The sequence below is a fragment of the Pseudomonas sp. SBB6 genome, from assembly GCF_024213215.1.
Lineage (GTDB): Bacteria > Pseudomonadota > Gammaproteobacteria > Pseudomonadales > Pseudomonadaceae > Aquipseudomonas > Aquipseudomonas donghuensis.
Genome location: NZ_JANAVH010000006.1, coordinates 170,055 through 182,891 on the forward strand (window position 1 = coordinate 170,055; position 12,837 = coordinate 182,891).

General features: G+C 63.4%; 13 protein-coding genes. All 13 read left to right on the plus strand.

Annotation, left to right across the window (positions count from 1 at the left end):
• Window positions 1-4: 4 nt before the first annotated feature.
• The 13 genes from ccoO (NLX68_RS14270) to hemN all read left to right on the plus strand — a co-directional run bounded on the left by ccoO (NLX68_RS14270) (window position 5) and on the right by hemN (window position 12,822).
• Window positions 5-613 (plus strand): cytochrome-c oxidase, cbb3-type subunit II, encoded by a 609-nt coding sequence (gene ccoO, locus NLX68_RS14270; RefSeq protein ID WP_010225986.1) that lies wholly within the window; start codon window positions 5-7, stop codon window positions 611-613.
• Between the two features lie 5 nt (window positions 614-618).
• Window positions 619-816: a CcoQ/FixQ family Cbb3-type cytochrome c oxidase assembly chaperone gene (locus NLX68_RS14275; protein WP_010225988.1), complete on the plus strand. Its 198-nt coding sequence runs from the start codon at window positions 619-621 to the stop codon at window positions 814-816.
• Window positions 813-1,760, plus strand: a complete 948-nt coding sequence (gene ccoP, locus NLX68_RS14280) for a cytochrome-c oxidase, cbb3-type subunit III (RefSeq protein WP_254284518.1) — start codon at window positions 813-815, stop codon at window positions 1,758-1,760. The genes NLX68_RS14275 and ccoP (NLX68_RS14280) overlap by 4 nt, the downstream gene beginning before the upstream one ends.
• A gap of 487 nt (window positions 1,761-2,247) precedes the next feature.
• A complete protein-coding gene (gene ccoN / locus NLX68_RS14285) occupies window positions 2,248-3,690 on the plus strand; it encodes a cytochrome-c oxidase, cbb3-type subunit I (protein ID WP_038993873.1) in 1,443 nt (480 codons plus the stop codon).
• On the plus strand, window positions 3,690-4,298 hold the full coding sequence (ccoO, locus tag NLX68_RS14290) for a cytochrome-c oxidase, cbb3-type subunit II (protein WP_036994387.1): 609 nt from the start codon (window positions 3,690-3,692) through the stop codon (window positions 4,296-4,298). Before ccoN ends, ccoO (NLX68_RS14290) begins: the two co-directional genes overlap by 1 nt.
• 5 nt (window positions 4,299-4,303) lie before the next feature.
• The gene (locus NLX68_RS14295; RefSeq protein WP_010225992.1) at window positions 4,304-4,501 is read left to right on the plus strand and encodes a CcoQ/FixQ family Cbb3-type cytochrome c oxidase assembly chaperone; all 198 of its coding nucleotides are present in this window, start codon (window positions 4,304-4,306) and stop codon (window positions 4,499-4,501) included.
• Window positions 4,498-5,478 carry a cytochrome-c oxidase, cbb3-type subunit III gene (ccoP, locus tag NLX68_RS14300; RefSeq protein WP_010225993.1) on the plus strand — a complete coding sequence of 327 codons (981 nt, stop codon included), beginning with the start codon at window positions 4,498-4,500 and terminating at the stop codon, window positions 5,476-5,478. The genes NLX68_RS14295 and ccoP (NLX68_RS14300) overlap by 4 nt, the downstream gene beginning before the upstream one ends.
• A gap of 457 nt (window positions 5,479-5,935) precedes the next feature.
• Window positions 5,936-7,351, plus strand: coding sequence for a cytochrome c oxidase accessory protein CcoG (gene ccoG / locus NLX68_RS14305; RefSeq protein WP_254284519.1), 1,416 nt, complete (start codon window positions 5,936-5,938; stop codon window positions 7,349-7,351).
• A 12-nt stretch (window positions 7,352-7,363) separates the two neighbouring features.
• Complete coding sequence (locus NLX68_RS14310) at window positions 7,364-7,903, plus strand: FixH family protein (protein WP_254284520.1); 540 nt, start codon at window positions 7,364-7,366, stop codon at window positions 7,901-7,903.
• 98 nt (window positions 7,904-8,001) lie between these two features.
• Complete coding sequence (locus tag NLX68_RS14315) at window positions 8,002-10,455, plus strand: heavy metal translocating P-type ATPase (RefSeq protein ID WP_254284521.1); 2,454 nt, start codon at window positions 8,002-8,004, stop codon at window positions 10,453-10,455.
• Window positions 10,456-10,467: 12 nt separating this feature from the next.
• Window positions 10,468-10,680, plus strand: coding sequence for a cbb3-type cytochrome oxidase assembly protein CcoS (gene ccoS / locus NLX68_RS14320; protein WP_010225999.1), 213 nt, complete (start codon window positions 10,468-10,470; stop codon window positions 10,678-10,680).
• Window positions 10,673-11,356: a sulfite exporter TauE/SafE family protein gene (locus tag NLX68_RS14325; RefSeq protein WP_010226000.1), complete on the plus strand. Its 684-nt coding sequence runs from the start codon at window positions 10,673-10,675 to the stop codon at window positions 11,354-11,356. The genes ccoS and NLX68_RS14325 overlap by 8 nt, the downstream gene beginning before the upstream one ends.
• Window positions 11,357-11,439: 83 nt before the next feature.
• Entirely contained in the window at window positions 11,440-12,822 is a 1,383-nt protein-coding gene (hemN, locus tag NLX68_RS14330; RefSeq protein WP_254284522.1) for an oxygen-independent coproporphyrinogen III oxidase, read from the plus strand.
• The last annotated feature ends 15 nt before the right edge of the window (window positions 12,823-12,837 follow it).

Sequence of the window (12,837 nt, forward strand, 5' to 3'; positions counted from 1 at the left end):
CCTGATGAAACACGAAGTAATCGAGAAGAACGTCTTCCTGCTGGTGCTGTTGATGGTGTTTGCCGTCAGCATCGGCGGCCTGACCCAGATCGTCCCGCTGTTCTTCCAGGACGTCACCAACAAGCCGGTCGAAGGCATGAAGCCCTACACCGCGCTGCAACTGGAAGGCCGCGACGTCTATATCCGTGAAGGCTGCGTACAGTGCCACTCGCAAATGATCCGCCCGTTCCGTGCCGAAACCGAACGTTACGGCCACTACTCGGTCGCCGGTGAAAGCGTCTGGGATCACCCGTTCCTCTGGGGCTCCAAGCGTACCGGCCCGGACCTGGCCCGCGTTGGCGGCCGCTACTCCGATGACTGGCACCGTGCGCACCTGTACAACCCGCGCAACGTCGTGCCCGAGTCGAAGATGCCGGCCTACCCATGGCTGGTCGCCAACCCGGTCGACAGCAGCCACACCGAGACCAAGCTGCGCACCATGCGCACCCTCGGCGTGCCGTACACCGATGCCGACATCGGCGGCGCGGTGGAGTCGCTCAAGGGCAAGACCGAAATGGACGCGCTGGTCGCCTACCTGCAGGTGCTCGGCACCGCGATCAAGAACAAGAGGTAAGCGCCATGGACTTCACACTGGATATCGGCCAATTGCGAGGCCTGGGCACCCTGCTGGTGGCCATCGCCTTCATCGGCCTGTCGCTGTGGGTGTTCAACGGCCGGCGTGACCGTGAATTCGCCGAAGCCAGCCTGCTGCCGTTCGCCGACGACCGCCTGGCACCTGCCGCCAACGAACCCGAACCGAGGAGTAACGGGCAATGACCACCTTCTGGAGTACGTACATCTGCGTACTGACCATCGGCAGCCTGATCGGCCTGACCTGGCTGCTGCTGGGCACCCGCAAGGGTGAAACCAAAGGCACCACCGACCAGACCATGGGCCACAGCTTCGACGGCATCGAGGAGTACGACAACCCGCTGCCCAAGTGGTGGTTCTGGCTGTTCGTCGGCACCCTGGTGTTTTCGGTCGGCTACCTGATCCTCTATCCGGGCCTGGGCAACTGGAAAGGTATCCTGCCGGGCTATGAAGACGGCTGGACCCAGACCAACGAATGGCAAAAGGAAATGAACAAGGCCGACGCCAAGTTCGGACCGATCTTCGCCAAGTTCGCCGCCATGCCGGTGGAAGAAGTGGCCAAGGATCCGCAGGCGCTGAAAATGGGCGGCCGTCTGTTCGCCTCCAACTGCGCGGTATGCCACGGCTCGGACGCCAAGGGAGCCTACGGTTTCCCTAACCTCACCGACAAGGACTGGCGCTGGGGCGGCGATCCGGAAACCATCAAGGCTTCGATCATGGGCGGTCGTCACGGGGTAATGCCGGCCTGGGCCGAAGTGATTGGCGAGCAAGGCGTTGCCGACGTGGCTGCGTTCGTGCTGACCAACCTCGATGGCCGCAGCCTGCCGCAAGAAGCCAAGGCCGACCCTGCCAATGGCGAGAAGCTGTTTGCCACCAACTGCGTGGCCTGCCACGGCCCGCAAGGCAAGGGCACCCCGGCCATGGGCGCACCGGACCTGACCCACCCGACCGCGTTCATCTACGGTTCGAGCTTCGCTCAACTGCAGCAGACCATCCGTTACGGCCGCCAGGGCCAGATGCCTGCCCAGGAAGCGATCCAGGGCAACGACAAGGTCCACCTGCTGGCCGCCTATGTCTACAGCCTGTCCCAGGAGGAACCTGCACAAGGCGAAACCCTGTCTGCCAAGTAAAACGATTGAGTAACTGAGCCTTGACTCAAACCGCCGCATCGGCACCCGATGCGGCGGTTCCCTTCACCCCTTGCGACCAAGTGTCGCACCCCGCCCTGCCCCTGCCTTGCACCCCCCTCGATCACAACTAAGCTTGTTGCCACAGCGACTGAAACAGCCGGCGCGCTTGCACCTTTTTGGGGCATTTTTCGTCAGCGGTTCTGCGCAAAGGCTGATGGGGCCGACTCAAGCGCCAGTGTGCGAGTGATCAACGGCACTGAGCAAGCGTTCGGCAGAAGCCTTTGCCTTAGACGAAAAATAGAATTTTAGTACACATATCAATCAATTAATTGTGTACAATTTTCCCGCCGAAAAGGCTCGAAACCGCCGTGGAGCAGGCGTTGGCAAGGATCGGCGCGGGCGCCATCGCGTTGCAATAACCACACGGTTTATACATACTTGCGCCGATTTTTACCCTATAAAAACACCCAAACCGTGGAACCTTAGAATGAGCACAGCAATCAGTCCGACTGCTTATAACTATAAGGTCGTCCGCCAGTTCGCCATCATGACGGTGGTCTGGGGGATCCTTGGCATGGGGCTTGGTGTCTTCATCGCCTCGCAACTGGTCTGGCCCCAGCTTAACCTGGACCTGCCGTGGACGAGCTTCGGACGCCTTCGCCCGCTGCACACCAACCTGGTGATCTTCGCCTTCGGTGGTTGTGCACTGTTTGCCACTTCCTACTATGTCGTGCAGCGAACCTGCCAGACGCGACTGATTTCCGACAGCCTCGCGGCCTTCACCTTCTGGGGTTGGCAAGCGGTGATCGTCGGTGCGCTCATTACCTTGCCGCTGGGCTACACCACGACCAAGGAATACGCCGAGCTGGAATGGCCGATCGCCATTTTGCTGGCCATTGTCTGGGTCACCTACGGTGTGGTGTTCTTCGGCACCATCGTCAAACGCAAGACCAAGCACATCTATGTGGGCAACTGGTTCTACGGCGCCTTCATCGTGGTCACCGCGATGCTGCACATCGTCAACCACGCCTCCTTGCCGGTCAGCCTGTTCAAGTCCTACTCGGCTTATTCGGGTGCCACCGATGCGATGATCCAGTGGTGGTATGGCCACAACGCCGTGGGCTTCTTCCTGACCACCGGCTTCCTGGGCATGATGTACTACTTCGTGCCAAAACAGGCCGAGCGTCCGATCTACTCCTATCGCCTGTCGATCGTGCACTTCTGGGCACTGATCACCCTGTACATCTGGGCAGGTCCCCACCACCTGCACTACACCGCCCTGCCGGACTGGGCGCAGTCGCTGGGCATGGCCATGTCGATCATCCTCCTGGCGCCAAGCTGGGGCGGCATGATCAACGGCATGATGACCCTCTCGGGCGCCTGGCATAAGCTGCGCACCGACCCGATCCTGCGCTTCCTGGTGGTCTCCCTGGCCTTCTACGGCATGTCGACCTTCGAAGGTCCGATGATGGCGATCAAGACCGTCAACTCGCTGTCGCACTACACCGACTGGACCGTGGGCCACGTCCACGCCGGCGCCCTGGGCTGGGTCGCGATGATCTCGATCGGCGCCCTGTACCACATGATTCCGAAGGTCTACGGCCGCGAGCAGATGCACAGCACCGGCCTGATCAACGCGCACTTCTGGCTGGCGACCATCGGTACCGTGCTGTACATCTCCTCGATGTGGGTCAACGGCATCACCCAGGGCCTGATGTGGCGTGCAATCAACGACGACGGCACCCTCACCTACTCCTTCGTCGAAGCCCTGCAAGCCAGCCATCCGGGCTTTATCGTCCGCGCCCTGGGCGGTGCGTTCTTCGCCTCCGGCATGCTGCTGATGGCGTACAACGTTTTCCGTACCGTACGCGCCTCGAAGCCGGCCGAAGCTGAAGCCGCCGCTCAGATCGCTGTAGTTGGAGCTCACTGATGAAGCATGAAGTAGTCGAGAAGAATATCGGCCTGCTGGCCTTCTTCATGGTCATCGCCGTGAGCATCGGCGGCCTGACCCAGATCGTCCCGCTGTTCTTCCAGGACGTCACCAACAAGCCGGTCGAGGGCATGAAACCGCGTACCGCGCTGGAACTCGAGGGCCGCGACATCTACATCCGCGAAGGCTGCGTGCAGTGCCACTCGCAGATGATCCGTCCGTTCCGCGCCGAAACCGAACGCTACGGCCACTACTCGGTCGCCGGTGAAAGCGTCTGGGATCACCCGTTCCTCTGGGGTTCCAAGCGTACCGGCCCGGACCTGGCCCGCGTTGGCGGCCGTTACTCCGACGACTGGCACCGTGCTCACCTGTACAACCCGCGCAACGTCGTGCCCGAGTCGAAGATGCCAGCCTACCCATGGCTGGTGGAGAACAAGCTCGACGGCAAGGACACGGTGAAGAAGATGGAAGTCTTGCGCACCCTCGGCACGCCGTACACCGATGAAGACATCGCCGGTGCCCGCGACGCGGTCAAGGGCAAGACTGAAATGGACGCCCTGGTTGCCTACCTGCAAGGCCTGGGCACCATCATCAAAAGCAAACGGTGACATTGATGGATATCGGGATGATTCGTGGCCTGGGCACCGTCGTGGTGATGGTGGCCTTTATCGGCCTGGCGTTGTGGGTGTTCAGTTCTCGGCGCAAGTCCGAGTTCGACGAAGCGACCATGCTGCCCTTCGCGGATGATCCCGAAGCCAGCAAGCACGTCGAGCAAGCGCAAGCGAAAGCGTCTAGGAGTAACAACGAATGACTACCTTCTGGAGTCTGTACGTCACCGTTTTGAGTCTGGGCACCATCTTCGCCCTGACCTGGCTGCTGCTGTCCACCCGCAAGGGCCAGCGCAGCGAAACCACCGAAGAAACCGTGGGCCACGCCTACGACGGCATCGAGGAATACGACAACCCACTGCCAAAATGGTGGTTCATGCTGTTCGTCGGCACCATCGTTTTTGCCCTGGGCTACCTGGTGCTGTACCCCGGCCTGGGTAACTGGAAAGGCCTGCTGCCGGGCTACCAGTACCTGGACAACGACAAGAAAACCGAGTTCGCCAACGGCCAGGCCGGCTGGACCGGCGTGCACGAGTGGGAGAAGGAAATGGCCCGCTCGGACGCCAAGTTCGGGCCGATCTTCGCCAAATTCGCCTCGATGCCTATCGAAGAAGTGGCCAAGGATCCGCAAGCGCTGAAGATGGGCGGCCGTCTGTTCGCCTCCAACTGCGCGGTGTGCCACGGCTCGGACGCCAAGGGCTCCTACGGCTTCCCCAACCTCACCGACAACGACTGGCGTTGGGGCGGCGAGCCGGAAACCATCAAGGCCACCATCATGGGTGGTCGTCACGGGGTGATGCCGGCCTGGGCCGAAGTCATCGGCGAGCAAGGCGTTGCCGACGTTGCCGCCTACGTGCTGACCAACCTCGATGGCCGCAGCCTGCCCAAGGACGCCAAGGCCGATCCGGCCAACGGTCAGAAGCTGTTTGCCACCAACTGCGTGGCCTGCCACGGCCCTGAAGGCAAGGGCACCCCGGCCATGGGTGCGCCAAACCTGACCCACCCGACCGCGTTCATCTATGGTTCGAGCTTCGCTCAACTGCAGCAGACCATCCGTTACGGCCGCCAGGGCCAGATGCCTGCCCAGGAAGCGATCCAGGGCAACGACAAGGTCCACCTGCTGGCTGCCTATGTCTACAGCCTGTCGCACCAGCCTGAGAAGACTGCTGAAGCGAAGTAATTCGCCCAGCTGGCAAAAGCCCCGGCAGTAAAACTGCCGGGGCTTTTTTTTGGGTTTGCGCAATTCTGGATTGGGTTGTTGAGGCTGCTAGCTTATCCATTCGGTGTGGCGCCGCAGCCAGCCTCAACAACTCAACCCAAGGATCTTAGTCCCCGGGATTCTGTGCAGAACCTGTTTATCGGCCCCTGCATGTGTGGACTTGCCTCGTGGATGCAAGCTGTCAGCCACATCGTATCGCGGGTCAAGCCTGCTCCCACAGGGTTAAGACAATTCGCATGACCCAGATCAATTGACACGCCTACTACACGAATCACCAGATAAACCCAACGCGACTAAAGGTCGCAACCATGCCCCATGCGGCCACTACAGGCGTATCATGCGCCCTAGAGCAGCAAGCTTCCGACTGCGGCCGGCAGGTACTGGCCGCGGCACTTCTCCACTGCCGTGGGACTCAATGATGAGCAAGCAGATTCCGGTACATGACGTCACCCCGCCTGCCAGTAAAGACAACAGCAGCGTCGACCTCTACGCCTCGCGTGAAAAGATCTACACCCGCGCCTTCACCGGCGTGTTCCGCAACCTGCGCATGGTCGGCGGCGCCGTCCTGTTCCTGCTGTACTTCGGTACGGTATGGCTGAACTGGAGTGGCCACCAGGCCGTGTGGTGGAACCTGCCGGAGCGCAAGTTCTACATTTTCGGCACCACCATCTGGCCTCAGGATTTCATCCTGCTCTCGGGGTTGTTGATCGTCGCCGCCTTCGGCCTGTTCTTTATCACCGTGTACGCCGGCCGCGTATGGTGCGGCTATACCTGCCCGCAAAGCGTGTGGACCTGGATCTTCATGTGGTGCGAGAAGGTCACTGAAGGTGACCGCAACCAGCGCATGAAACTCGACAAGGCGCCGATGAGCGGCAACAAGTTTCTGCGCAAGCTGGCCAAGCACAGCCTGTGGCTGAGCATCGGCTTTGTCACCGGCATGACCTTTGTCGGCTACTTCTCGCCGATCCGCGAGCTGGTGATTGAGTTCTTCACCGGCCAGGCCGACGGCTGGGCGTACTTCTGGGTTGGTTTCTTCACCCTGGCCACCTACGGCAACGCCGGCTGGCTGCGCGAGCAGGTATGCGTGTACATGTGCCCCTATGCGCGCTTCCAGAGCGTGATGTTCGACAAGGACACCCTGATCGTTTCCTACGACCCGCGCCGCGGCGAAACCCGCGGCCCGCGCAAGAAAGACCTGGACTACAAGGCCAAGGGCCTGGGTGACTGCATCGACTGCACCATGTGCGTACAGGTGTGCCCAACCGGCATCGACATCCGTGACGGCCTGCAGATCGAATGCATCGGCTGCGCCGCCTGCATCGATGCCTGCGACACCATCATGGACAAGATGAACTACCCCAAAGGCCTGATCAGCTACACCACCGAGCACAACCTCTCAGGGCAGAAGACCCACATGGTGCGCCCGCGCCTGATCGGCTATGCCGTTGTGTTGCTGACCATGATCGGCCTGCTTGCCAGCGCCTTCGTCATGCGGCCGCTGGTCGGTTTCGACGTCAGCAAGGACCGCGTGCTGTACCGCGAGAACGCCCAGGGGCGGATCGAGAACGTCTATAGCCTGAAGGTCATGAACAAGGACCAGCGCGATCACGTCTACGTGCTCGAAGCTGGCGGCCTGCCAGACCTCAAGCTTGAAGGCGCACGAGAAATCCGCGTCGCTGCCGGCGACATCGTCAGCCTGCCGGTACAACTGTCGATGGCGCCGGAACAACTGCCGTCGACCACCAACGAAGTCATCTTCACCCTCAAGGACGCTGACGACAGCGCCACCCAGGTTGAAGCCAAGAGCCGCTTCATCGGCCCGCAAATTCGATAAGAGACTGAGCCCATGCCTTCTGCAACTGCCGCTAGCCCCTGGTACAAGCACCTCTGGCCGTGGATCATCATCGGTGTACTGGCCACCTCGGTGACCCTCAGCCTGACCATGGTGACTATTGCGGTGAACAACCCGGACAACCTGGTCAACGACAACTACTACGAGGCCGGCAAAGGCATCAACCGCTCGCTGGACCGCGAGCTGCTGGCCCAGACCCTCAACCTCAAGGCCAGCGTGCACCTGGATGAGCTGACCGGCGAAGTCGACGTGCGCCTGACCGGCAACAGCCAGCCGCAGACCCTGGAGCTGAACCTGATCTCGCCGACCCAGCCGCAGAAGGACCGCAAGATCGTCCTGACCCGCAGCGACAGCGAAGCCGGCCGTTACCTTGGCCAACTCAGCGACAAGGTCGAAGGCCGTCGTTTCGTCGAGCTGCTGGGCAGCCAGGACCAGCATGTCTGGCGCCTGTTCGAGGAAGAAGAAGTCGCTCACGACAAGACCCTGGTACTCGGTGACGAGGCGCTGCAAGGGGCTGAACACCTCGAGAAATGAGTCGCCCCTATCGCGGGGCAAGCCCGCTCCTACACGAGAGCTGTAGGAGCGGGCTTGCCCCCCGATCAGGGTCACCCCGGACCTTGCGATAGATAGCCATGACCAGCCCCACGCCCTGCTACCACTGCGCCCTGCCCGTGCCTGCCGGCAGCCACTTCACCGCCATGGTGCTCGGCCAGCCACGGGCGTTCTGCTGCCCCGGTTGCCAGGCGGTGGCCGAAGCCATCGTCGCCGGCAACCTGGAAAGCTATTACCAGCACCGCAGTGAAGCCAGCGCCAACCCCGATGCCCTGCCCCAGCAACTGGTCGACGAACTGAGCCTGTACGACCGCGCCGATGTGCAAAAGCCCTTCGTGCGCCACAGCGGCGAGCTGGCTGAAACCACCCTGCTGATCGAAGGCATCAGTTGTGCCGCCTGCGGCTGGCTGATCGAGAAACACCTGCGCAACCTTCCCGCCGTGGCCGAGGCGCGGCTGAACCTGTCCAATCACCGCCTGCAGGTCAGTTGGGCCGACAGCCAGTTGCCGCTCTCGAAACTGCTCGCCGAGTTGCGCCATATCGGCTACGCCGCTCACCCCTACCAGGCCGATCGCGCCGCCGAGCAATTGGCCAGCGAAAACCGCACCGCCCTGCGCCAGCTGGGCGTCGCCGGGCTGTTGTGGTTCCAGGCGATGATGGCAACCATGGCCACCTGGCCGGAATTCAACATCGACCTGAGCCCCGAGCTGCACACCATCCTGCGCTGGGTAGCGATGTTCCTCACCACGCCGATCGTGTTCTACAGCTGCGCGCCGTTCTTTCGGGGTGCCGCCCGCGACCTGCGCACCCGCCACCTGACCATGGACGTCTCGGTATCGCTGGCCATCGGCCTGGCCTACGGTGCCGGGATCTGGACCGCGATCACCGGCAGTGGCGAGCTGTACTTCGACGCCGTGGGCATGTTTGCCCTGTTCCTGCTGGCCGGGCGCTACCTTGAACGCCGCGCCCGTGAGCGCACGGCCGCCGCCACCGCGCAACTGGTCAACCTGCTGCCGGCCTCGTGCCTGCGCCTGGGCGCGGCCGGGCAGAGCGAGCGGATCCTGCTCAGCGAGCTGCGCCTGAAGGACTGCGTGCTGATCCAGCCCGGCCATGTGATCCCCGCCGACGGGCGTATTGTCAGCGGCCAGTCGAGCATCGACGAATCGCTGCTGACCGGCGAATACCTGCCGCAACCGCGCAGCGCCGGCGACGCGGTCACCGCCGGCACCCTGAACGTCGAAAGCGCGCTGACCGTCGAGGTCCAGGCCCTGGGCCAGGACACCCGCCTGTCGGCCATCGTCCGCCTGCTGGAACGGGCGCAGTCGGAAAAACCGCGCCTGGCAGAAATCGCCGACCGTGCCTCGCAATGGTTTTTGCTGTTCACCCTGGTCGCCTCCGCCGCCATCGGCCTGCTCTGGTGGCAGCTCGACCCGGCGCGGGCATTCTGGATCGTCCTGGCCATGCTGGTTGCCACCTGCCCCTGCGCCCTGTCGCTGGCCACCCCAACCGCGCTGACCGCCGCCACCGGCACCCTGCACAAGCTCGGCCTGCTGCTGACCCGCGGCCATGTGCTGGAAGGCCTGAACCAGATCGACACGGTGATCTTCGACAAGACCGGCACCCTCACCGAAGGCCGCCTGACCCTGCGGGCGATCCGTCCCTTGAGCGATACCGATGCCGACCGCTGCCTGATGCTCGCCGCGGCCCTCGAGAACCGCTCCGAGCACCCCATCGCCCGCGCGTTTGGCCGCGCCAGCCAGGCTGCCGACGAAGTCCAGGCGATGCCCGGCCTTGGTCTGGAAGGCAAGGTTGGCCAACAGCAACTGCGCATCGGCGAAGCGGGTTTCGTCTGCGCCCTCAGTGGCACCACCGCACCGGCGATGCCGGACGAAGCCGGGCAATGGTTGCTGCTCGGTGACCAGCGAGGCCCGCTGGCCTGGTTCGTCCTCGACGACCGCCTGCGCAGCGACGCCGCCAACCTGCTGGCCGCCTGCCGTGCCCGTGGCTGGCACACCCTGCTGTTGTCCGGCGACAGCTCGCCGATGGTCCACAGCGTGGCCGCCGAACTGCAGATCGACCAGGCCATTGGCGGCCTGCGCCCGGACGACAAGCTGGAAAAACTCAAGGCCCTGCAGCAGCAAGGATGCAAGGTGCTGATGCTCGGCGACGGGGTCAACGACGTGCCCGTGCTGGCCGCCGCCGATATCAGTATCGCCATGGGCTCGGCCACCGACCTGGCGAAAACCAGCGCCGACGCCGTGCTGCTGTCCAACCGCCTGGACGCCCTGGTCCAGGCCTTCAGCCTGGCCCGCCGCACCCGGCGGATCATTATCGAGAACCTGCTGTGGGCCACGGCGTATAATGGCGTCATGCTGCCGTTCGCTGCGCTGGGCTGGATCACGCCAATCTGGGCGGCGGTCGGCATGTCGGTCAGTTCGCTGATCGTGGTCCTCAATGCCCTGCGCCTGACCCGCGCCAGCGGCTTGCCGGCCAGCCATGCGCCAGCCACTGCCACGCATCCCGCGACGGCCTGACCAGGAGCCTCCATGCCCGCGCTTTACATCATGATCCCGGCCGCCCTGCTGATCGTCGCCATCGCCATCTACATCTTCTTCTGGGCGGTGGACAGCGGCCAGTACGATGACCTCGACGGCCCGGCCCACAGCATCCTGTTCGACGACCAGGACCCGCAGCACCAGGCCGCGATGGACGAGGCCGACGGCAAGAAACCCGACGACGGTACGCCGCCTCGTGACTGAACTTCTGCCCCTGCTCAGCTCGGCACTGATCCTCGGCCTGCTCGGCGGCGGTCACTGCCTGGGCATGTGCGGCGGCCTGATGGGCGCGCTGACCCTGGCCATTCCCAAGGAGCAACGCAGCCGCCGCTTTCGCCTGCTGCTGGCCTACAACCTGGGGCGCATCCTCAGTTACGCCCTGGCCGGCCTGTTGCTGGGCCTGGCTGGCTGGGCCGTGGCCAACAGCCCGGTGGCGACTGCCATGCGCGTCCTGGCCGCACTGTTGCTGATCAGCATGGGCCTGTACCTGGCCGGCTGGTGGAGCGGTTTGACCCGCATCGAAGGCCTGGGCCGGGGCTTGTGGCGGCATATCCAGCCCGTGGCCAACCGCCTGCTACCGGTTTCCAGCCTGCCGCGCGCGCTACTGCTTGGCGCCCTGTGGGGCTGGCTGCCGTGCGGGCTGGTGTACAGCACCCTGCTCTGGGCGGCGAGCCAGGGCAATGCCGCCGACAGCGCGCTGCTGATGCTGGCCTTCGGCCTTGGTACCTGGCCGGTACTGCTTGCCACCGGTCTTGCCGCCGAACGCACCAGCGCCCTGCTGCGCCAGCGCGGTGTGCGCATCGCCGGCGGTGTGCTGGTGATGCTGTTTGGCCTGTGGACCCTGCCAGGGCCGCACCAGCACTGGCTGATGGGCCACTGAAGCGGCGTTGATACAAATCAACACGGGTTTGCCCCGCGCTCCCTAGACTCCGGACACTGCTGCTCTTTCTGGGGACTGCCCGCATGCTCGACGTTCTTCGTTGGGACTCCGACCTGATTCGCCGCTACGACCTGGCCGGCCCACGCTACACCTCCTACCCGACCGCGGTGCAACTGCACAGCGAAGTCGGCTCCTTCGACCTGCTGCACGCCCTGCGTGACAGCCGTCGCGCCGTACGCCCGCTGTCGATCTATGTGCATGTGCCGTTCTGCGCCAACATCTGCTACTACTGCGCCTGCAACAAGGTCATCACCAAGGACCGTGGCCGCGCCGCGCCCTACCTGCAGCGCCTGGAGCAAGAAATCCAGCTGATCGCCTGCCACCTGGACCCCAAGCAGACCGTCGAGCAACTGCACTTTGGCGGCGGTACCCCGACCTTCCTCAGCCACGTCGAGCTGCGCCAGTTGATGGCCCACCTGCGCCAGCATTTCAACCTGCTGGAGGACGACTCTGGCGACTACGGCATCGAGATCGACCCGCGCGAGGCCGACTGGTCGACCATGGGCCTGCTCCGCGAACTGGGTTTCAACCGCGTCAGCCTCGGCGTGCAGGACCTTGACCCGCTGGTACAACGGGCGATCAACCGCCTGCAGAGCCTGGAGCAGACCCGGGCGATCATCGAAGCGGCGCGCACCCTGCAGTTTCGCTCGATCAACCTCGACCTGATCTACGGCCTGCCCAAGCAGACCCCGGAAGGCTTCGCGCGCACCGTCGAAGAAGTGATCAAGCTGCAACCAGACCGCCTTTCGGTGTTCAACTACGCCCACCTGCCGGAGCGCTTCATGCCCCAGCGGCGCATCGACAGCGCCGACTTGCCGGCCCCGGCGGCAAAACTGGAAATGCTCCACAACACCATCGAGCAACTGACCGCCGCCGGGTATGTGTACATCGGCATGGACCACTTCGCCCTGCCGGACGACGAGCTGGCGATTGCCCAGGAAGAGTCGACCCTACAGCGCAACTTCCAGGGCTATACCACCCACGGCCATTGCGACCTGATTGGCCTCGGGGTCTCGGCAATCAGCCAGATCGGCGACCTCTACTGCCAGAACAGCAGCGACCTCACCACCTACCAGGACACCTTGTCCAGCGCCCAGCTGGCCACCAGCCGGGGCTTGATCTGCAGCGAGGATGATCGCTTGCGCCGGGCGCTGATCCAGCAGTTGATCTGCCATTTCGAACTGGATTTCGCGACCATCGAGCGGGCCTTCACCATCGATTTTCGCGGCTATTTCAACGACCAGTGGCCCGCCCTGCAGGCCATGCACAAGGACGGGCTGATCGAGCTGAGTAACGAGGGCATCAAAGTGCTGCCTGCCGGGCGGCTGCTGGTGCGTTCGGTGTGCATGGTGTTCGACGCCTACCTGGACCTGCACAACCGTCAGCGCTTTTCCCGCGTGATCTGATACTGAGGTTTTTTG